Raw genomic sequence first — 20,392 nt, forward strand, 5'->3', positions numbered from 1 at the left:
CGGGCTACCGCCCCGTCCCCGCGTACACCACCGCTTCGGTGTCGCCGCCAAGGTCGAAAGCCTGGTGGATGGCACGGACCGCCGCATCGAGGTCGGTGTCCCGGCAGACCACCGAGACGCGGATCTCCGAAGTGGAGATCATCTCGATGTTCACCCCGGCCTGACCCAGCGCGGCGAAGAAGCCGGCGGCCACCCCCGGATGCGACCGCATCCCGGCGCCGATCAGGGAGACCTTGCCGACGTGGTCGTCGTAGAGCAGGCCCTTGAAGTTCAGGTTTTCCTGGATCTTGCTCAGGGCAGCCATCGCGGTCGGACCGTCGGTCTTCGGCAGGGTGAAGGAGATGTCCGTACGACCGGTGCCCTCGGTGGAGACGTTCTGCACGATCATGTCGATATTGATCTCAGCGCCCGCGACGGTGTCGAAGATGCTCGCCGCGGCGCCGGGCTCGTCGGGTACCCCGACGATAGTGATCTTGGCCTCGCTACGGTCGTGGGCGACTCCGGTGATCAGTGCCTGCTCCACAGAGAGCTCCTCCATCGATCCGGTGACCATGGTGCCGGTGTTTGTCGAGTATGACGAACGGACATGGATCGGCAGCCCGGCCCGCCGGGCGTACTCCACGCTACGCAGGTGCAGCACCTTGGCCCCGCAGGCGGCCAGCTCCAGCATCTCCTCGTAGGTGATCTGCCTGATGTGCCGGGCGTTGGGCACGATCCGAGGATCGGCGGTGAACACCCCGTCGACGTCGGTGTAGATCTCGCAGACGTCCGCGCGGAGCGCCGCGGCCAGCGCCACGGCGGTGGTGTCGGAACCGCCCCGCCCGAGGGTGGTGACGTCCTTGGTGTCCTGCGACACGCCCTGGAAACCGGCGACGATGACCACTGCGCCCTCGTCCAGTGCGCCCTTGAGGCGACCCGGGGTGACGTCGATGATCCGCGCCCGGCCGTGCACCGACGTGGTGATCACGCCGGCCTGGGAGCCGGTGAACGAGCGGGCTTCGTACCCCAGGTTGTGGATCGCCATGGCGAGCAGCGCCATGGAGATCCGTTCGCCGGCGGTGAGGAGCATGTCCAGCTCCCGGCCGGGCGGCAACGGGCTCACCTGGTTGGCCAGGTCGAGCAGTTCGTCGGTGGTGTCACCCATCGCCGAGACCACCACGACCACGTCGTCGCCGACCTTGCGGGCCGCGACGATACGCTCGGCCACCCGCTTGATCCGCTCGGCGTTGGCGACGGAGGACCCGCCGTACTTCTGCACCACGAGTGCCACGACGGTGCACTCCCTCCCAGTTGCCCTGAGCGTGCCGACGCCGCCGGCACCGGGGCCGGCGGCGCGGGTCGGACGACCTCAGGGTATCGGTCGTCTCTGACCGCCAGGTCAGGTGATCCCACGATCCGGCCCGCCGGGGCGACCGGAGTGGCCTGCGACACGCCGGAAAGGCCGACCTTTCCGGGGCTGTGCCGAGCCCTGCCCAACACCCAGAATGGCCGGGTGCCCGCCGCCCATCATCCGAACCGTCAGCTGACCGTCGCGCTCGCGCTTGCCGTGCCCGCTCTCCTCGCCGCCTGCTCGTCCCACCCGCCCACCGACCCCGCACCGCCGCCGACCGCCGCGCCACGCCCGGCCGGTCCGGATGCGGCCCGGGACGAGTTGGCCGCCCTTGCCGCCGCCGCTCAGGACCGGCACCTGGTCGCCCGGTACACCTTGCGGGCGGACGGGACCGCCGACCGTCTGATCGTCTTCACCAGCGCGAACGACGGCAGCTGGCGGGTGGACGTGCCGGGCGGAGCGCTCGGCGGCACCGCCGACATCACGCTGGCCGCGATCGCGGACGGGTTGTTCCAGTGCGGGCTGCCCTCCGCCGCCCGACCGGAGCCGGCGAGCTGCGTACGCCTCGGTGAGCGGGACGACACGCTGCCACGCCGGCTGGATCCCCGGGTGCAGCACCCGTTCACCGACTGGCTCGACGTGCTGACCGACCGGCGCGCCCCGCTGGCGGTGTCGCCGGCCATGGCACCCGCCGACGCGACCGGCAACTGCTACTCGGTGGAGACCACCGCGGCATCGATCAACCCGCCGCTGGACGTCGGCATCTACTGTTTCGACGCCGACGGCACACCGACGGCGGTACGGGCGGCGTTCGGCACGCTGACGTTGGCCGCCCCACCCGAGCCGGCCCCCGGCACCGTGCAACTGCCCGGTCCGGTGGTCGAGGGTGAGCCGCTGGGCATGGCCGCGCCGGTGGATCCCACCCCGCCCGTCGGCCCGGATCCGACAGGTACGGGCGAGCACGCGGGAACGCCCTGACGACCTATCCCGTTACGGGTGTCATTGCCCACATTCGTCCACCCCTGCCGGCCCGATCAAAACGCCCATACGGGACACTCTTCCCATGACCGACCTCACTCCGCTGCTCGCCTTCCGCTGGAGCCCCCGCTCCTTCGATCCGGTCGCGGAGTTGACGCCAACCGAAGTGACGACCCTGCTGGAGGCGGCCCGGTGGGCGCCCTCGGTCGGCAACCGGCAACCGTGGCGGTTCGCCGTCGGGCACCGCGAGGACGAGACCTTCAAGCGGATCCTGGTCAACCTGCCGGCGGACGAGCAGCGGTGGGCCGGGCGGGCCAGCGTCCTGCTGCTCGCCGCGCACCACGCCACCGACAACCCGTTCGCGGCGTACGACCTGGGGCAGGCGGTGGCCCACCTGACCGTGCAGGCCACCGCGTTGGGGCTGCACGTACGCCAGGTGACCGAACTCGACCGGCCCGGCCTGGTCGCCGACCTCGATCTACCCGCCGACGTGCGACCGTACGTGGTGGCGGCGGTCGGGCAACTCGGTGATCCGTTCAGCCTCCCGACCGACCTGTTGCGTCACGAGACGTCACTACGCCACCGCCAACCATTGGCCGAACTACTCCTGAGCTGCTCGAACGCCTCGAGCTGAAGGAACGAAGGCAAGCCTCGTCCCAAACTACGGACGAGCCTTCCCAGACCGACGTCCATCACGTAGTGTCACTCTGTCATGTGGCAGGCGCACCTTCTCCTTGGTCGCCGCGACGAGGCCTGACGGCCGGCACCTCGTCGCGGAGTTGAACCGCGCCGCCAGCATTTCCCGGAACCTTCTCGGCTTCGCCGCCGACCTCCACCGCTGACGTCACATGACCACGGGAGAACTCCGCCATGGCTCACCCAGCCGGCACCACCGACATCGACTCCGATCCGTTCGCGCGGCAGCGCCCGAGCCGGATGCCGTACGCCCGTTACCAGCCGTACCGGCAACAGTTCCGGATCGACCTGCCCGACCGCACCTGGCCGACCCGACACGTCGAGGCCGCCCCGCGCTGGTGCGCGGTCGACCTGCGGGACGGCAACCAGGCGCTTATCGACCCGATGTCACCCGAGCGCAAGCGTCGGATGTTCCAGCTCCTGGTGCAGATGGGCTACAAGGAGATCGAGGTCGGCTTCCCGTCGGCCAGCCAGACCGACTACGACTTCGTCCGCCAGCTGATCGAGCAGGACCTGATCCCCGAGGATGTCACCATCCAGGTGCTGACCCAGTGCCGGGAGCACCTGATCGAACGCACCTTCGAATCGCTGCGCGGGGCCCGCCGGGCGATCGTGCACTTCTACAACTCGACCTCCACCCTGCAACGCCGGGTCGTGTTCGGGCTAGACCGGGACGGCATCACCGACATCGCGACCAGCGGTGCCCGGCTCTGCCAGAAGTACGCGGAGATCCACACCCCGGACACCGAGATCTTCTACGAGTACTCGCCGGAGTCCTACACCGGCACCGAGCTGGAGTACGCGCTGGAGGTCTGCGCCAAGGTCATCGAGGTGATCGACCCCACCCCGGACCGCAAGCTGATCATCAACCTGCCGGCCACCGTCGAGATGGCCACGCCGAACGTGTACGCCGACTCGATCGAGTGGATGCACCGACGCCTGCCCCGCCGCGACAGCCTGGTGCTCAGCCTGCACCCGCACAACGACCGGGGCACCGGCGTGGCCGCCGCCGAGCTGGGCCTGCTCGCCGGGGCGGACCGGATCGAGGGCTGCCTGTTCGGCAACGGTGAGCGCACCGGCAACGTCGACCTGGTCACGCTGGGCCTGAACCTGTTCTCCCAGGGCATCGACCCGATGATCGACTTCTCGGACATCGACGAGATCAAACGGGCCGTCGAGTACTGCAACCAGCTGCCCGTGCACGAGCGCCACCCGTACGCCGGCGACCTGGTCTACACCGCCTTCTCCGGCTCCCACCAGGACGCCATCAACAAGGGGTTCACCGCGTTGGAGGCCGACGCGGCGGCGGCCGGGGTGCCGGTCGACGAGTTCACCTGGGCGGTGCCGTACCTGCCGATCGACCCGAAGGATCTGGGCCGCAGCTACGAGGCGGTGATCCGGGTCAACTCGCAGTCCGGCAAGGGCGGCGTCGCGTACATCATGAAGACCGAGCACCAGCTCGACCTGCCCCGCCGGCTCCAGATCGAGTTCTCCGGCGTGGTGCAGCAGGTGACCGACCACGACGGCGGTGAGGTCGACCCGGCCACCATGTGGCAGATCTTCGCCGGGCAGTACCTGCTCGACCACCAGCGCGACCCTGCGGTGGCGCTATCCGAGTACACGATCGGTACCGCCGACGGGAAGGTCGAGATCGCCGCCCGGATCCACACCGGCGGGCAGGATCGCTCGATCACCGCGATCGGCAACGGCCCGATCGATGCGTACGTCAACGCGCTGGGCTCAGCCGGGGTGAGCGTACGCGTGCTCGACTACCACGAGCACGCGCTCTCCTCCGGTGGGGACGCCCAGGCCGCCGCGTACGTCGAGTGCGAGGTGCAGGGGCACACGGTCTGGGGTGTCGGCATGGACGCCAACATCGTCACCGCCTCCATCAAGGCGGTCACCAGCGCCGTCAACCGCGCCCGAAGCTGAACCGACAGGCAGGGGCCCCGCACCGGCGCGGGGCCCCTGCGTCATCTCGGCGTGGAGACGGGCAACGAGTGGCAGGGCTGGGCCGGTGGCGGGCGACGGGCCGGCCGATGGACCAGCAGGGCGGCGATGAGAGCGCCGGCCACCAGCAGACCGGCGCACCAGAGCAACGCGCCACGGTAGGCCGCGGTGAGTTCCGCGGGCTGTTCGTACCCGGTGCCGGTGAGCCCGACCAGCAGCGGCAGGGCCGCCACCGCGAGCAGCCCGCCGACCCGCGAGGCGGCGTTGTTGAAGCCGCTGGCCACTCCCGCGAAGCGGTCGTTGACGGCGGCCAGCACCGAGGCGGTCAGCGGCGCCACGACCAGGGTCAGCCCGACGCCGAAGATCGCCACCCCGGGCAGCACCTCCCGCCAGTACGATGCCCCCGGCCCGATCTCGCGCAGCATCAGCAGCCCGAGGGCGGCCAGCAGCGGCCCGACGGTCAGCGGCAACCGGGGTCCGATCCTCGTCGACAGCGCACCGGTGAGCGGCGAGCCGACCAGCAGCAGCAGGGTCATCGGCAGCAGCGCGAGGCCGGTGAGCAGGGCTGACCAGCCGACCACGTTCTGCAGGTACACGGCGATGAAGAAGGTGAACCCGCCGAGGGCGGCGTAGACCAGCACGGTGAAGAAGTTCAGCACCGAGAACAACCGGCTGCGGAACAGGCCGGTGGGCAGCATCGCGGTCTCCCCACGACGTCGTTCGAGGAACACGAACGCCACCGCGGCGACCACCCCGGCCAGGGCCGCGGCTACCACCGCCGGGGAGTCCAGCCCCCGGTCGGGGGCGTCGACCAGGGCGTACGTGACGCCGGCCAGGGCGAGTGCGCCGAGCAGGGCACCGGCCACATCGAACTGGCGGGTGCCCCGCTTCCGGGACGCGTTCTCGTCCCGGCTCTCGGGCACCCAGCGGAGTGTCGCCAGCACGACCAGCACCGCCAGCGGCACGTTCAGGAAGAAGATCCACCGCCAGGAGAGGGCGTCGATCAGCCAACCGCCGATGAACGGGCCGAGCGCGGTGGAGACACCGGAGAGCCCCGACCACGCTCCGATCGTCTTGGCCCGGTCGTCGGGATGGAAGCTGGCCTGAAGCAACGCCAGCGAGCCCGGCGTGAGCAGGGCACCCCCGGCACCCTGAAGGAACCGCGCGGCCACCAGCCAGTCGGTGCGCAGGGCGAGCCCGCAGAGGATGGAGGCGGCGGTGAACCAGACCACGCCGAGCAGGAACACCCGCCGACGCCCGAAGCGATCGCCGAGTGCCCCACCGAGCAGGACGAACGCGGCGAGCGTCAACAGGTAGCCGTTGATGGTCCATTGCAGACCGGCAACTGACGCGTCGAGGTCGGCGCCGAGGTGGGGCAGCGCCACGTTGACCACGGTGCTGTCCAGGAAGACCATGCCGGAGGCGAGCACGGCGGCGGCCAGGGTGCCCCGGCCGGCGCTGCTGCGCAGGCGGAGAGCGGACGAGGGTTCGGGCATGGTTACCAATCTGCCGTGCACCATCCGTCAGACACCACGAAACGCCGAAACCCTAGCCGGGTACTGTGCGGGATCGCCGGAAGCCCGCAAGCTGGAAAGGTGTCGTCTGTGCGTACCAGATCAGGACCGCGCGTCCCGGGGGCGCTCGCGCTCATCGCGGCGCTGACCCTCGGCGCCGCCGGCTGCGTCCCACTTGAGGAGGAGCCGGTCACGCCGCCGAGCGGCAGCGGCAACATCGACCAGATGCTCTCGGAGCTGACCGTCGCCGAGGCGGGTTCGATGCGCGGCTACAGCCGCAACCGCTTCCCGCACTGGCGCAAGACCGGCCAGAACTGCGACGTCCGCGACACCGTGCTGGAGCGCGACGGCAAATCCATCGAGCACTCCGGCTGCAACGTGGTCGGTGGGCGGTGGGAGAGCGTCTACGACGGCCGCACCTTCACCGACCCCTCCGACGTGGACATCGACCACATGGTCCCGCTGGCCAACGCCTGGCGCTCCGGTGCCGACGAGTGGGACGACTCGAAGCGCGGTGACTTCGCCAACGACCTCGACCGGCCGCAGCTGTTCGCGGTTTCCGCATCCTCCAACCGGGCAAAGGGTGACCAGGACCCGTCCCAGTGGAAGCCATCAAACCGGTCATACTGGTGTCAATATGCCGGGGACTGGGTGGCGGTGAAGCACCACTGGCAGCTGACGGTGACCAGTGCCGAGCAGGCCGAACTGGCCGACATGTTGGAGGGCTGCACATGGGAGAGCAAGCCGTAACCGGGGCCGACGGGGCACCGGCGCCCGAGCGTACGCCGGATCCGGGCGGCGAGGACGCGGCGGCGGCCACCGGCAGCCCCGGCCCGGCCACGGCCGGCATGACCGTGGACGGCACCACCGCGGCAGAGGTGGAGGTGCCGGGCGCCGGGATGACCGCCGACGCCGGCGGTGCCACCGGCCCACAGAGCCGCACCGCCGACATCGTGCCGGGACCGGGCGGCGTGATGACCGACGAGGTCGGCGTGGTGACCGGCGAGCTGACCCTGCGTACCGACTTCGCCGACGGCCGGGTCAGTCTGCACGTGCAGTACAAGGACGCCGACGAGTGGTACGCGGTCACCGGCGGCAGCGCACCGCTGACCGACGCTCCCGGGCTGGATGCGGTACACACCATCGCCCTCGGCCTGCTGCACCGCCCCGAGGGCTGATCGCCCCAGCGTCGTCGGCAGTGACGGCAAGGGGCCCTTCTGACAGCTCGGGCGTCAGGAAGGGACCCCTTGCGCGCACGACCTACACGAAGGAGCCGGGCTCGGTGGGGGCGGAAACGACCGAGGGATCCTCACCCTCGCCCGCTGGCCGGGTGATCTCCACGCTGACCTTGTGTCGACGCAGCTCCCCGCTGGCGATCTGCTCGGCCCAGTGGCAGGCGACCCGACTGCCGCCGATGTCCCGCAACTCCGGCCGCTCGTCGGCGCAGCGGGTCGGCTGCGCCCACGGGCACCGGGTGTGGAAGCGGCAGCCCGACGGCGGGTTGGCCGGCGACGGCAGATCGCCGGCGATGAGGATGCGCTCTCGGCGGTCCTCCACGTCCGGGTCGGGCACCGGCACCGCCGACATCAGCGCCCGGGTGTACGGGTGCAGCGGTTCGGTGTAGAGCCGGTCGCTCGGTGCCTCCTCGACCAGCGCGCCCAGGTACATCACGCCCACGGTGTCCGAGATGTGCCGGACCACCGCCAGGTCGTGCGCGATTACCAGGTAGGTCAGACCGAGGTTGTCCTGAAGTTCGTCGAGCAGGTTGACCACTTGGGCCTGAATCGACACGTCGAGCGCGGAGACCGGCTCGTCCGCGACGATCAGTTCCGGCCCCAGCACCAGCGCCCGGGCGATGCCGATGCGCTGCCGCTGGCCGCCGGAGAACTCGTGCGGGTAGCGGGACAGCGCCCAACGCGGCAGCCCGACCTGGTCCAACGTCTCGGAAATGATCTTGCGACGACTGTTCCGGTCACCACCGATGCCGTGCGCCTGTAGCCCCTCGGTGAGGATCGACTCGACGTTCTGCCGGGGATCGAGGCTGGACATCGGGTCTTGGAAGATCATCTGCATCCGGCGGCGCATCGTGCGCAGCTTGTTCGGTGCCAGCGTGGTCAGCTCGACCCCGTCGAAGCTGACCTCGCCCGAGGTCGGCGGGGTGAGCTGGAGCAGCGCCCGCCCGAGCGTGGACTTTCCGCAGCCCGACTCGCCGACCAGGCCGTACGTCTGGCCGCGCGTGATGCGCAGGTCAACGCCGTCGACGGCCTTGACGTGGCCGACCGTACGGTCGAACAGCACCCCCCGCTTGATCGGGAAGTGCACCTTCAGGTCCCGTACCTCGACGAGGACGTCCTCTCCGCTGAGCCGATCGATTCGCTCGCTCACGGCGTCTCCTCCTCACTCGGGGCGGCGGCCAGGCCCGGCGCGGCCGGCGGGTCGTCCGGCACCGCCTGCGCGGGCACCGAACCCGGCGTGGCCTGTCCCGGTCGCGTCTCCCGAGCCTCCGCACCGGGCGTCAGGCCCGGCAGCGGGGCGGGGTTGACGCACCGGTAGCTGCGGCCGTCGTGGGTCAGCACCAGGTCCGGCGGCTCGCCGACGCAGGCGTCCACCCGTCGGTCGCAGCGCGGCGCGAAGGCGCAGCCGTCCGGCCAGGGCAGCAGGTCACGCACCGAGCCCGGAATCGGGTTCAGCCGCTCACCGCGTCCCGCGTCCAGGCGCGGCACCGAGCCGAGCAACCCCACGGTGTACGGGTGCCGGGGCTGACGGAACAGTGGACGCCGCCGCGCGGTCTCCACCACCCGACCGCCGTAGAGCACGTTGATGGTGTCGCACATGCCGGCCACCACGCCCAGATCGTGCGTGATCATCACCAGCGCGGTGCCGGAGTCCCGGACCAGATCCTTCAACAGTTCCAGGATCTGCGCCTGGATGGTGACGTCCAGCGCGGTCGTCGGCTCGTCGGCGATGAGCAGCCGGGGCTGGCAGGCCACCGCCATGGCGATCAGGGCGCGCTGGCGCATCCCACCGGAGAGCTGGTGAGGGTACTCCTTCAGCCGCCGCCTCGGGTCGGGGATGCCGACCCGGTCCAGCAACTGCGCCGCCTCCTTCGCCGCCGCCTCGCCCTTCATGCCACGGTGCCGGGTCAACACCTCGGTCACCTGAAGCCCGATCGGCACGACCGGGTTCAGCGACGACAGCGGATCCTGGAAGATCATCGCGACGTCCCGGCCCCGGATGTCCCGGCGCGACCGGTCGTCGAGCTGAAGCAGGTCGGTGCCGTCGAAGACGGCCTTGCCGGCCACCTGAAGGCCGGGCTGCTTGGGCAGCAGGCCCATGATCGCCAGTGAGGTCACCGACTTGCCGCAGCCGGATTCGCCGACCAGGCCGACGACCTCGCCGGCCTCCACCGAGAAGGAGACTCCGTCCACGGCCCGTACGGTCCGCTGACCGCGCCGGGCGAAGGTCACCGAAAGATCTTCGACATCAAGCAGTGCCATGTCGCACCGCCCTTTCGTTCACAGCCACGGAGGTCAAATGCGCGCTACTCATGCTCGGCACGCCTACTTCCGCAGCTTCGGGTCGAGGGCCTCACGCATCGACTCACCGAGCAGGGTGAAGCCCAGCGCGGTGATGATGATGGCGACCGCCGGGTAGATGGCCAGCTCGGGCCGGATGCCCAGGTACTGCTGCGCGTCGGCGAGCATGACGCCCCACTCGGGGGTTGCCGAGTCGGGGTTGCCGAGCCCGAGGAAGGAAAGTGCTGCCGCTTCGATGATCGCTGTGGCCAGGGTCAGCGTCGCCTGGACAATGACCGGGGCGAGCGAGTTGGGCAGCACGTGGGCCAGGGCGATCTTCGACTTGCGTACCCCGAGCGAGGTGGCGGCCAGGACGTAGTCGCTGTTGGACTGGGCGATCATCGAGCCGCGCAGCAGCCGGGCGAAGACCGGCACGGACACCATGCCGACCGCGATCATGACCGTGGTCAGGCTCGGTCCGAGCAGTGCGGCGATGCTGACCGCCAGCAGCAGGCTCGGCAGCGCCAGCAGCATGTCGATGAACCGCATCAGGGTGCTGTCGACCCATCGGCCCCAGCGCCCGCCGAGGCCGGCGGCGGCACCGGCGACACCGCCGATCAGCACGCCGACGGCGAGACCGATCAGGGTCGCCACCACGCCGACCAGCAGGGTCTGCCGGGCCCCGACGATCATGCGGCTGAAGACGTCTCGACCCTGGTGGTCGTAACCGAACCAGTGCTCGCTGGAGGATCCGGGGATGACCCCCGGTTTGATGACGCCCTCCCGGATGCCCATCGTGTCCGTCGGCCCGTACGGCACCAGGAACGGGCCGATCAGCGCGACCAGGACGAAGACGGTGAGGATGACCGCGCCGATGATGGCGGCCGGGTTGCGCCGCAGCCGACGGAAGGCGTCCTGCCAGAGGCTGACCCCCCGCTCCTCGTCGCGGGCGGCCAGTTCGGCGAGTCGGTCGATCTTCTCTCGCTTCTTGCCACCGATGGTCGTCATCGGACCCTCACCCTCGGGTCGATCAGGCTGTAGGAGAGGTCCACTATCAGGTTCACCAGCACGTAGACCACGGCGATGATCATGATGAAGCCCATCAGCACCGGATAGTCGCGCTGGTTGATGGAGTCGGCGAGGAAGGCGCCGATCCCGCTGAAGGCGAAGACCGTCTCGGTGAGCACCGCGCCGGAGAGCAGGCCACCGGTGAGCAGACCGATCGAGGTCACCACCGGGAGCATGGCGTTGCGCAGCACGTGCCGGCGGCGGACGACGTTCTCGGTCAGGCCCTTGGCCTCGGCGGTACGCACGAAGTCCTCGTTGAGCACCTCGAGCACACTGGCCCTGGTGATCCGGACGATGATCGCCAAGGGAATGCTGGCCAAGGCGAGCGCCGGCAGCACGAGATGCATGAGCGCGTCGGCCGCGGCGTCCCATTCCCGGGTCATCAGTCCGTCGAGGACGAAGAAGTTGGTGATCCGGGTGGCGCCGATGGTCGGGTCCTGCCGGCCGCTGGAGGGGAACCAGCCGAGGTTCTCCGAGAAGATCGCCTTGAGGATGTACGCGAGGAAGAAGACCGGGATGCAGATGCCGATAAGCGACCCGCCGACGGAGGCGTGGTCGAGGAACCGGCCGCGTCGGCGGGCGGCCAGGTAGCCCAGCGGAATGCCGATGCCGACCGCGATCACCATCGCGGTGATGGTCAGCTCGACGGTGCCGGGGAACCGTTGCAGGAACTCCGTCGTCACCTCGCGCTTCGTCGAGATGGACGTACCCAGGTCGAGGCGGATCATCCGCCGGACGAACCGGCCGTACTGGATCAGGATCGGCTCGTCGAGACCGAGATTGCGGCGGATCGCGGCACGCATCTCGGGTGTGCCCCGCTCGCCGAGAATGGCGGTCTCGGGGCCTCCGGGCAGTCGCCGGAGCCAGATGAACAACAGGATGGAGAGCCCGAACAGCGTGGGTATCAGCTGAAGCAGGCGTCTGACGATGAACCGGAACACGGCGGCCTCGGAAGGGGGCAAGGGATCACGGGCGGGCGCTGTGGGTCACAGCGCCCGCCCGTGGTCGGTGCGTCAGATCAGGACTTGAACTCCGCGGTGGCGAACCGCTCGTCGGTGAGCGGGCTCGCCTTGACCCCGGTCACGTCCTTGCCGAACACGATTGCCGGCGGCGAGTGCGAGATCGGCACACCGGGCAGGAAGTTCATGATGTCGGCGTTCAACTCCTTGTAGAGCGCCACCTTGGCCGCCTGGTCCGCAGTGGTGTCCGCCTGCCGGAACTTGTCGAACAGGGCCTTGTTGTTGAAGCCCCACTCGTCCTTCTGCCGGTCGAAGAACGTGCCGATGAAGTTGTAGCCGTCACCGTAGTCGCCGGTCCACCCGAGGAAGTGCAGGTCGTGCTCGCTGCCGGAGGTGGTGGCGTTGAGGTAGTCCGGGCTCCACTTCAGCGGGATCGGCTCGATCTTGATGCCGGCCGCCTGGAGGTCCGCCGAGACCAGCTCGAACAGGTCCTTCGGGTTCGGCATGTAGGGCCGGGTGACCTCGGTCGGGTAGTGGAACCGCAGGGTCAGGTCCGAGGCACCGGCCTCGGCCAGCAGCGACTTCGCCTTCTCGACGTCGTACTCGTACTTGGTGACGTCGCCGTTCCAGCCCTCGACCGTGTCGGGGAAGAAGTTCACCGCGACCTGAGCACCCGGGGGCAGCTTCGAGTCGACCAGGGCCTGCCGGTTGATGGCGTGGGCGAGCGCCTGCCGGACCTTCAGGTCCGCCAGCTTCGGGTTCCCCTTCTGGTTGATGGCCAGGTAGAGGATGTTGAAGGCCGGGCGGGTCAGGAGGTTGAAGCCCTCGTCCTTGAGCGGCTGGACGTCGGCCGGGCCGACCAGGTCGTAGCCCTGGATGTCGCCGGAGCGCAGCGCCTGCTTACGGGCGTTCTCGTCCGAGATGGTCTTGAAGATCAGGCTCTTGAGCTTGGCCTTGTCGCCCCAGTAGTCCTCGTTCCGCTCCAGGGTCAGCGTCTTGTTCGCGATGTCCCAGGTCTTGAACTTGAACGGGCCGGTACCGGTCGGGTGCTCGGTCGCGTAGGCCGGGTACTTGATGTCGTCCGCGCTGCCCGAGACGTTGCTGGCGTCGTACTCCTGGAGCGCCTTCGGGCTGTGCATGGAGAAGGACGGCAGCATCAGGGCGGCCGGGATCTTGCTGGAGACCCGGCTGAAGGTCAACGCGACCGTGGTGGGGTCGGTGGCGGAGCAGGACTTGAAGAGGCTCTCACCGAGGGTGTCGTCCTCGTTGGCGGCGAAGCCACCCATGACGTCCTGCCAGTACGCGGTCACGTCCGGGCTCTGCATCAGGCCCTTGGCGTTGTACCAGCGGTCGAAGTTGACGCAGACGGCCTCGGCGTTGAAGTCGGTGCCGTCGTGGAACTTCACGCCGGAACGCAGCTTGAACGTCCACGTGGTGCCCGCGGCGTCCGGCTCCCAGGACTCGGCGAGGCCGGGGCTGACCTTGGTGCCACCCTCTTCCGGGCGGACCAGCGTCTCGAACACCTGGCGGGCCACGCGCAGCGACTCACCGTCGCTGGCGAAGCTGGGGTCGAGCACCTTCGGGTCTCCGGCGACGCCGAAGACCAGGGTGTCCTTGCTACTACCGCTGGAACCTTCGCGGTCGCTCTCGGCACAGCCTGCTACCGCGAGGGCCGCGGCCGCCACGGCCGCGATAGCGACCTTCGGCCTGGATGCACGCATGGTGCTTCACCTCGTCCTTAGGGGTACGGACAACGTGGTGACAGGGTCACCGATGGCCGTGACCTTAGCTCCCGTTCGGACCGGCGGGAAACGGCGCTGGAAGCTCTTGGTACCGGATCGTGTCCTTAGTGCCTGGCCCCGGTCACGCGGACCAGCAGGCTCACGGACAAAAACGCTCAATAGCCCCAAACAATCGATATCATTCTGTTACATCGATTGGGCGGATCACTAGCAGGGTGTCATACCGTCGGCAGGTGCCTGTCACGGTGTGGGCGGCGTCGGGCACGAGGGCAGACGTACCAGATCGAAGCCGGCATCCGGTGCGCCCAGGGCCCGGAAATCGAGTCGGTGGCAGAGCTGCAACAATCCGTCCGGCCATGGACCGTAGGCCTCGGTCGACTCGACGACCAGCGACAGTTCCGGCTTCCGGCGGATCTCCCAGACTTCCACCTGCTGCTCGGCGGCGAGGGTGCGCAACCTGTCGTCGGACGTCCCCGCCCCGGCGGCGAGCACCGCCTCGGCGTAGCTGCCGGCCCGCCGGTCGAGTTCCGCCGCAGCCGCCGTCTCGCCGCGGTCGCTCGCCTCGCGGAACTGGCGCATCTTTCCCGCGACACACCACCAACCGGCCAGCACGGCAAGCACCAGCAGGGCAGCCAGCACCGAGGGTGCCCAAGGCCGGTCGTCCCGTTCCTGCCGCACCTCGACCTCCCTCGCGCCGCAGGCAACCGGTGGGGCGGGCCGTTTGTCCGCACGTCACCGCCGACGAAACGCCCACGCGCCGCCGATCGGCGGCTCCGTCACACGGCGCGGCGGCCCTCGAAGGCCCGGCCCAGGGTGATCTCGTCGGCGTACTCCAGGTCGCCGCCGACCGGCAGCCCGCTGGCCAGCCGAGTCACCGCAATCCCCATCGGCTTCACCATCAGCGCGAGGTAGGTCGCAGTCGCCTCGCCCTCGGTGTTCGGGTCGGTGGCCAGGATCAACTCACGGATCGCACCACCGCCGAGACGGGTCATCAACTCGCGGATGCGCAGATTGTCCGGCCCGATGCCCTCCAGCGGATTGATCGCCCCGCCGAGCACGTGGTACCGGCCGCGGAACTCACCGGTCCGTTCGATCGCCACCACGTCCTTCGGCTCCTCGACCACGCAGATCACCTCGTCGGTGCGGCGCGGGTCGCGGCAGATCCGGCACTGGTCGGACTCGGCGACGTTGTAGCAGCTGGTGCAGAACCGCACCAGCTCCTTGACCTTGCGCAGCGCGCCAGCCAGCCGGTTGATGTCGGCCGGGTCGGCGGACAGCACGTGAAAGGCGATCCGCTGGGCACTCTTGGGGCCCACGCCCGGCAGTCGGCCCAGCTCGTCGATCAGATCCTGGATGGCGCCCTCGTACATCTGTGGGCTCAGAACCCGGGCAGGCCGAGGCCGCCCATCCCGCCCGCGACCGGGCCCATCTTCTGCTCGGTCAGCTCGCGGGCCGCCTCGGTGGCGTTGTGCAGCGCGGCGACGACGAGATCCTCCAGGGTCTCCACGTCGTCCGGGTCGACAGCCTTCGGGTCGATCTTGATGCTCTTGACCTCGCCGGAACCGGTGACGACAGCGGTGACCAGGCCACCGCCGGCGGTACCGGTCACCTCGGCCTCGGCCAGCTCCGCCTGCGCCTTGGCGATCTGCTGCTGCATCTTCTGCGCCTGCTTCAGCATCTGCTGCATGTTCGGCTGTCCACCAGGCCGCACGATGACTCCCTCGACTCGCCTTTGCTGCCGCCGCCCACCCTAACGCCACCCACCGACCTACCCCGCGCGCCGCACCCCTGTCACCTACCTGCCCGGTCGACCTGAGGTGCCGGCCGCGAACTCAGTCGTTGATCTTCTCGACGCTGCCGAAGGTCTCCCGAAGCAGGCGTACGGCCTGTTCCTCGCTCGACTCGCGGGCGGTCTTCTCGTCGATGATCTCGTCCAGTGGCTCGTCACCCGGGTCAAAGCCCTCGTAGGCAGGGGTGACGGCCGGTTGAGCACCGCCGGGACGTCCCGCGCCACCGCGCAACGGGCCGTCGAAATCCGGGTCGTACGGCGGCTCGCCGGCGAACTCCGCGTCCGCGGTCTGCCGGGCTCCCTTGGCGGTACGCGTACCCCGCCCGGCCGCTGCCGCCCGAGCCGCGGCGATCGCACTGCTGACCGGGGCACCACCGGAGCTGCCGTTGCCGTTGGGCGCTCCCGCCTGGCGCGGCGCGGCACTCGAACCATGGCCGCCCGATCCACCGTTCGCCCGGGCCCCACCGGTCCCGGCGGTTGTTCCCGCTCCAGCCGATCCGACGTGTGTCCCCGCTCCACCTGAACCGGCGGTGGTCGCCGGTCCACCCGACCCGCTCCTCGCCCCGCTTCCGCCGGGCATGACGCCGGCCGCTGCCCGGCCCGACGCGGCGTGCGTCCCCGCGCCGTCCGAACCGGCGACCGGTGGGCCGTCACCCGCGCCACGGCTCGACGGGGCGCCCGCCGCTACCGGCCCCGCCGAGGTTTGCGAGGCAGCCGCCCGAGGGTCGCCCGACGGGTCCGCCGCCGCATCGACCGACCCACCGCCGGGACGGGCCGCCTCCGGCCAGTCGTCGTCGGCAGCGGACGCGGCGCTACCACCCGGGCGGGCCGGCTCGGGCCAGTCGTCGTCGCTGTTCTCAGCAGTGGTGGCGGCCGGGCCACCCGACCGAGGAGCGCCGGAGGAACCGCCGGAGCGGCCTCGATCGGCCCGCCCTGCGGGCACCTGCGGACTGGCGGCGGCCGGAGCGGGGGCCGGGCCGGGATCGGACGGGCTGCGATGCGGGCCAGGCGACGCCCCGCCCCGTTCGCCGGCCACCTCGCAGCGGATCTGCCAGCGTCCGCCCAACTCCTCGTAGAGCGCGTCGGTGAGCACCTGCGCGTGGTCGGACATCATCCGGGCCAGCACCGCCGACTTCACGGTCAGCACGAGGGTGTCCCCGTCGAGGTCACGGACGACCGCGTCGCGCATCAGCGCGGCGATCCGCTTGTTGCTCCGGTTGACCTTGCCGACCACCTCCGGCCAGACCCGGCGCACCGCGACCGCGTCCAGTACGCCGGGGCTCACCGCGCCGGGGCGGGGCGGCTCCGGGGTCGCCGGATCGGGCATGACGGCCGACTGTGGCACGGGTCGCCGGGGCGTGGCCGCACCGTTTGTCGCACCGTCCTGAGTGCCACCCGACCGCCCCGAACCGCCGTCACCGGGGCCGACGGCCGGACCGTCAGCGGTCCCGTTCATACCGGCGTGGCGACCAGCGTCGGCCACATCACCGGCTGCGGTACCGCCCGTACCCGCCCCGGCCGTCGAGGTCACCCCGTCACGACCGGCGTCCTGAGTCGTGCCGTCGGGACCGGCCGACGCATCGTGACCAGAGGAATGGCCGTTGCCGCGATCGGCCGACGGGGAAGCGTTACCGCGTCCGGGAGGCGGGACGGCGCTCGACGAGGTGGCGGTAGCCGGCGCGGCAGCGCCGGTCCCGGCCCGATTCGCGGCGGCAGCCGCGGGCGCGGCGGGAGGCTGGGTGCGTACCGCCGGGGGGTTGGTGGCGGGCGCGGAGCCGGCGGTGGCCGGCGGCGCGTCGGTGCCGGCGAGGGTGAGCCGGCGTTCCATGCGTTCGAGGCGCTGGAGCAGGCCGCCGGTGCCGTCGTCGACGCCGGGCAGCAGCATCCGGGCGCAGATCAGTTCGAGCAGCAGCCGGGGCGCGGTGGTGCCGCGCATCTCCACCAGGCCGTCGTGCACGATGTCGGCGCAGCGGGACAGGGTGCCCGGGCCGAGCTGCTGGGCCTGCGCGGCCATCCGCTCGATCTGGTCGTCCGGTCCGTCGATGAGACCCTTGGCCACCGCGTCGGGCACCTGCTGAAGCACGATCAGGTCGCGGAGCCGTTCCAGCAGGTCGGAGGCGAACCGACGGGGGTCGTGCCCGGCCTCGGCGACCCGGTCGACGGTGGCGTACGCGGCGGCGCCGTCCCCGGCGGCGAGGGCGTCGCACATCTCGTCGATAAGCGCCGCGTCGGTCACCCCGAGCAGCGCGGCGGCCCGGGCGTAGCTCACCCCGTCGGGGCCGGCACCGGCGATGAGCTGGTCGAGTACGGAGAGGCTGTCCCGGGCGCTGCCGCCACCGGCGCGCACCACGAGCGGGAACACCGCCGGCTCGACAGGCACCCCCTCGGCCTGGGTCAGCTGCTCAAGGTACGGCCGGAGCACCTTCGGCGGGATCAGCCGGAACGGGTAGTGGTGGGTCCGCGACTTGATGGTGCCGAGGACCTTCTCCGGCTCGGTGGTGGCGAAGATGAACTTGACGTACTCCGGCGGCTCCTCGACCAGCTTGAGCAGGGCGTTGAAGCCGGCCGACGAGACCATGTGCGCCTCGTCGATGACATAGATCTTGAAACGGCTGTTGGCCGGCGCGAAGAACGCCTTCTCCCGCAGCTCACGGGCGTCGTCCACGCCACCGTGGCTGGCCGCGTCGATCTCGATGACGTCGATCGAGCCGGCCCCGTCACCGGCCAGCGACCGACACGAGTCGCAGGTGCCACAGGGCTCCGGGGTGGGCCCGTGCTCGCAGTTGAGCGAGCGGGCCAGGATGCGGGCGCTTGAGGTCTTGCCGCAGCCGCGCGGGCCGGAGAAGAGGTACGCGTGGTTGAGCCGCCCGCTGCGCAGCGCCTGCGACAACGGCTCGGTGACGTGCTCCTGCCCGATGACCTCGGCGAAGGTACGCGGCCGGTACTTGCGGTAGAGCGCCAGTGCCACGGCGTCCCGCCTCCTCTCGACCGAGCCATTCTGCGCCGACCTCGCCCGCCTGACCACCCACCCCGCCGGTTGCTCCGGGTGGTCCGCCCGACTTGCGGCAGGCCGCGCCGCGGCAGGTCGCGCCGCGGCAGGTCGCGCCGCGGCAGGTCGTGGTGCCGGGATGATCCACTCCGGTTGCGGCATCTTGCGGCCTCCACCGGCCGGGAAACCCCCAGATGCCGCAACTGGAGAACGCCGGGGCGCGCCGGAGGGCGTCGGAGACAGAAAGGCCCCCCGTGCACCCGGCAGAGCTCGCTTATCCTTGCTGCCTTCCGGCCCTGGGGAGGTTCACGAGATACCGCCGCACGGGAGGTGCCCCCAGCCTACCCGACCGACGGTGGATCTTCAGGGGGTGGTGGGGTGGGAAGCTCGGCGCGGACCTGTATCCTGGCTCGCGGAGGATTCGCCTAGAGGCCTAGGGCGCACGCTTGGAAAGCGTGTTGGGTTAACACCCTCACGAGTTCGAATCTCGTATCCTCCGCTCACCTGAGCTGGAAAAACGACAGGGCCGGCCCCCGAAGGGACCGGCCCTGAGTCGTGTCTACGGTCGCTCTCGTCTCAGTTGTCGTCTCACTTGCCCTGCTCCGGCTCGTCAGGCGGCGGCTCGGTGGCCTTCTCCCCCGACCCGCTCGGCGGGTCACCCCAGAGCAGTCCGCCGAGTTGCTGCGCGATGTCCCGGCGTACCTGGTCGGTCATGTGCTGGTACCGGACGGCCATCGCCGAGTTAGACCAGCCCATGATGCCCATCACGGCGCGGCCGGAGACGCCGAGAACCAGAAGCACGGTGGCGGCGGTATGCCGAGCGTCGTGCAGTCGGCCATCCCGCACTCCGGCAAGCTTGAGAAGCCGTTTCCACTCGTCGTAGTCCGTCGCCTGGTGGATCGCCTCGCCAGTCGGCGAGGCAAATACCCATCCCTCGTCCCGCCAGAGTTGCGCGGCGGTTTCGCGCTCGGCGTCCTGTTCTTTCCGGTGCCGGCGCAGCAGGTCGACCAGGGCATCCGGCAGACCGATCGAGCGTCGACCAGCACGCGATTTCGTGTCAGCCGCAATCGGGCGGTCGTTCACCCGCTCGGGGCATTGACCGGACAACTTCTGTTCACACTTCCCGTCGCAGCCGTGCCGCCATTTCGGCCGAAGTAGTGCCCGGCGGACGGTCAACGATCCGTTGTCCAAATCCACGTCTGACCATTTCAGGCCGAGCGCTTCGCCCTGGCGCAGACCAAGCGCCAACGCCACCGCCCATCGCGCGCTGTTCCGCCGTGACGATGCCGCACGCAGGATCGCCTGTACTTCCGGAACGGAGTAGGGCTGCACCTCGGAATCCGGCAGTCGGGGCGGCTTGGCCAACGCGGCAGGGTTCCGGGCGAGGTGCCCACGGCGGACCGCTTCGCCGAGTGCCGTGCGGATGGTCCGGTGCGCCTGGTGGGCGGTGCCGGCCGCGCTGCCGTTGGCCATCATCCGGACGTAAAGCCGTTCCAGGTGTTCCGGCTCCAGGCGGTCAAGGCGGTGGGCACCGACACCGGGAATCAGGTGCCGACGAACGGCGACCCGGTAGCCGTCGAGCGTGTTCGTCCGCACCACCGGGCCGGCGATGTTCTCGACCCAATGCGTTAGCCACTTCTCGACCGTCCAGCGGCTACCCGGCTTCCGAACCGTGCCGTTGTCGCGCTCCCGTTCCAGGGCACGCACCTTGCGGATTACCTCGGCCTCGGTTTTCGCCTGAACGTGCCGCCGGTCCGGCTTGCCGTCGTCCTTGACGCCGACAGTTACCCGGCCATGCCAGTAGCCGTCACCGCCCTTGTAGATGCTGGATGCGCCGTTCGGCTTTCTTCCCATTCGACGGG

At 70.1% G+C, this 20,392-nt stretch carries 17 protein-coding genes, 1 tRNA gene and 1 other RNA gene; 6 read left to right on the top strand and 13 right to left on the bottom strand.

Going from position 1 to position 20,392, the window contains the following annotated elements; translation table 11 throughout:
- Positions 1 to 4: 4 nt before the first annotated feature.
- Positions 5 to 1,270 carry an aspartate kinase gene (locus tag ACN26Z_RS29640; RefSeq protein WP_282236553.1) on the bottom strand — a complete coding sequence of 422 codons (1,266 nt, stop codon included), beginning with the start codon at positions 1,268 to 1,270 and terminating at the stop codon, positions 5 to 7.
- 222 nt (positions 1,271 to 1,492) lie between these two features.
- On the opposite strand from ACN26Z_RS29640, the gene ACN26Z_RS29645 reads away from it, so the two are divergent.
- The 3 genes from ACN26Z_RS29645 to leuA all read left to right on the top strand — a co-directional run bounded on the left by ACN26Z_RS29645 (position 1,493) and on the right by leuA (position 4,936).
- A complete protein-coding gene (locus ACN26Z_RS29645) occupies positions 1,493 to 2,308 on the top strand; it encodes a hypothetical protein (protein WP_421464454.1) in 816 nt (271 codons plus the stop codon).
- Between the two features lie 85 nt (positions 2,309 to 2,393).
- Positions 2,394 to 2,942 (top strand): nitroreductase family protein, encoded by a 549-nt coding sequence (locus tag ACN26Z_RS29650; protein WP_421464456.1) that lies wholly within the window; start codon positions 2,394 to 2,396, stop codon positions 2,940 to 2,942.
- Between the two features lie 236 nt (positions 2,943 to 3,178).
- On the top strand, positions 3,179 to 4,936 hold the full coding sequence (leuA, locus tag ACN26Z_RS29655) for a 2-isopropylmalate synthase (protein WP_421464458.1): 1,758 nt from the start codon (positions 3,179 to 3,181) through the stop codon (positions 4,934 to 4,936).
- A gap of 41 nt (positions 4,937 to 4,977) precedes the next feature.
- Here the strand turns inward: leuA and ACN26Z_RS29660 are convergent, their stop codons facing one another.
- Positions 4,978 to 6,450: an MFS transporter gene (locus tag ACN26Z_RS29660; RefSeq protein WP_093410010.1), complete on the bottom strand. Its 1,473-nt coding sequence runs from the start codon at positions 6,448 to 6,450 to the stop codon at positions 4,978 to 4,980.
- Between the two features lie 108 nt (positions 6,451 to 6,558).
- On the opposite strand from ACN26Z_RS29660, the gene ACN26Z_RS29665 reads away from it, so the two are divergent.
- Positions 6,559 to 7,218 (top strand): HNH endonuclease family protein, encoded by a 660-nt coding sequence (locus ACN26Z_RS29665; protein ID WP_093410012.1) that lies wholly within the window; start codon positions 6,559 to 6,561, stop codon positions 7,216 to 7,218.
- Positions 7,200 to 7,646 (top strand): hypothetical protein, encoded by a 447-nt coding sequence (locus ACN26Z_RS29670; RefSeq protein ID WP_421464460.1) that lies wholly within the window; start codon positions 7,200 to 7,202, stop codon positions 7,644 to 7,646. The genes ACN26Z_RS29665 and ACN26Z_RS29670 overlap by 19 nt, the downstream gene beginning before the upstream one ends.
- An 82-nt stretch (positions 7,647 to 7,728) precedes the next feature.
- Here the strand turns inward: ACN26Z_RS29670 and ACN26Z_RS29675 are convergent, their stop codons facing one another.
- The 10 genes from ACN26Z_RS29675 to ffs form a co-directional block, all read right to left on the bottom strand.
- Positions 7,729 to 8,853, bottom strand: a complete 1,125-nt coding sequence (locus ACN26Z_RS29675) for an ABC transporter ATP-binding protein (RefSeq protein WP_275415505.1) — start codon at positions 8,851 to 8,853, stop codon at positions 7,729 to 7,731.
- Positions 8,850 to 9,965, bottom strand: a complete 1,116-nt coding sequence (locus ACN26Z_RS29680) for an ABC transporter ATP-binding protein (RefSeq protein WP_093410017.1) — start codon at positions 9,963 to 9,965, stop codon at positions 8,850 to 8,852. The genes ACN26Z_RS29675 and ACN26Z_RS29680 overlap by 4 nt, the downstream gene beginning before the upstream one ends.
- Positions 9,966 to 10,028: 63 nt before the next feature.
- Positions 10,029 to 10,991, bottom strand: a complete 963-nt coding sequence (locus ACN26Z_RS29685) for an ABC transporter permease (RefSeq protein ID WP_093410020.1) — start codon at positions 10,989 to 10,991, stop codon at positions 10,029 to 10,031.
- On the bottom strand, positions 10,988 to 11,992 hold the full coding sequence (locus ACN26Z_RS29690; RefSeq protein ID WP_093410022.1) for an ABC transporter permease: 1,005 nt from the start codon (positions 11,990 to 11,992) through the stop codon (positions 10,988 to 10,990). The genes ACN26Z_RS29685 and ACN26Z_RS29690 overlap by 4 nt, the downstream gene beginning before the upstream one ends.
- A gap of 77 nt (positions 11,993 to 12,069) precedes the next feature.
- Positions 12,070 to 13,731, bottom strand: coding sequence for an ABC transporter substrate-binding protein (locus ACN26Z_RS29695; RefSeq protein ID WP_282236547.1), 1,662 nt, complete (start codon positions 13,729 to 13,731; stop codon positions 12,070 to 12,072).
- A 261-nt stretch (positions 13,732 to 13,992) separates the two neighbouring features.
- Entirely contained in the window at positions 13,993 to 14,430 is a 438-nt protein-coding gene (locus ACN26Z_RS29700; protein WP_421464464.1) for a hypothetical protein, read from the bottom strand.
- 98 nt (positions 14,431 to 14,528) lie between these two features.
- The gene (gene recR, locus ACN26Z_RS29705) at positions 14,529 to 15,122 is read right to left on the bottom strand and encodes a recombination mediator RecR (protein WP_093410030.1); all 594 of its coding nucleotides are present in this window, start codon (positions 15,120 to 15,122) and stop codon (positions 14,529 to 14,531) included.
- An 8-nt stretch (positions 15,123 to 15,130) separates the two neighbouring features.
- The gene (locus ACN26Z_RS29710) at positions 15,131 to 15,439 is read right to left on the bottom strand and encodes a YbaB/EbfC family nucleoid-associated protein (protein WP_247674451.1); all 309 of its coding nucleotides are present in this window, start codon (positions 15,437 to 15,439) and stop codon (positions 15,131 to 15,133) included.
- 145 nt (positions 15,440 to 15,584) lie between these two features.
- Positions 15,585 to 18,509, bottom strand: coding sequence for a DNA polymerase III subunit gamma and tau (locus ACN26Z_RS29715; RefSeq protein ID WP_421464466.1), 2,925 nt, complete (start codon positions 18,507 to 18,509; stop codon positions 15,585 to 15,587).
- Positions 18,510 to 18,773: 264 nt separating this feature from the next.
- Positions 18,774 to 18,863, bottom strand: an RNA gene (gene ffs, locus ACN26Z_RS29720) — signal recognition particle sRNA small type.
- Positions 18,864 to 18,944: 81 nt separating this feature from the next.
- On the opposite strand from ffs, the gene ACN26Z_RS29725 reads away from it, so the two are divergent.
- Positions 18,945 to 19,029: transfer RNA gene (locus ACN26Z_RS29725), tRNA-Ser, on the top strand.
- A gap of 89 nt (positions 19,030 to 19,118) precedes the next feature.
- Here ACN26Z_RS29725 and ACN26Z_RS29730 read toward each other — a convergent pair.
- Positions 19,119 to 20,384, bottom strand: coding sequence for a tyrosine-type recombinase/integrase (locus ACN26Z_RS29730; protein WP_421459571.1), 1,266 nt, complete (start codon positions 20,382 to 20,384; stop codon positions 19,119 to 19,121).
- Positions 20,385 to 20,392 lie beyond the last annotated feature (8 nt).

Origin of the sequence: Verrucosispora sp. WMMD703, assembly GCF_049178935.1 — a bacterium.
GTDB lineage: Bacteria > Actinomycetota > Actinomycetes > Mycobacteriales > Micromonosporaceae > Micromonospora > Micromonospora sediminimaris.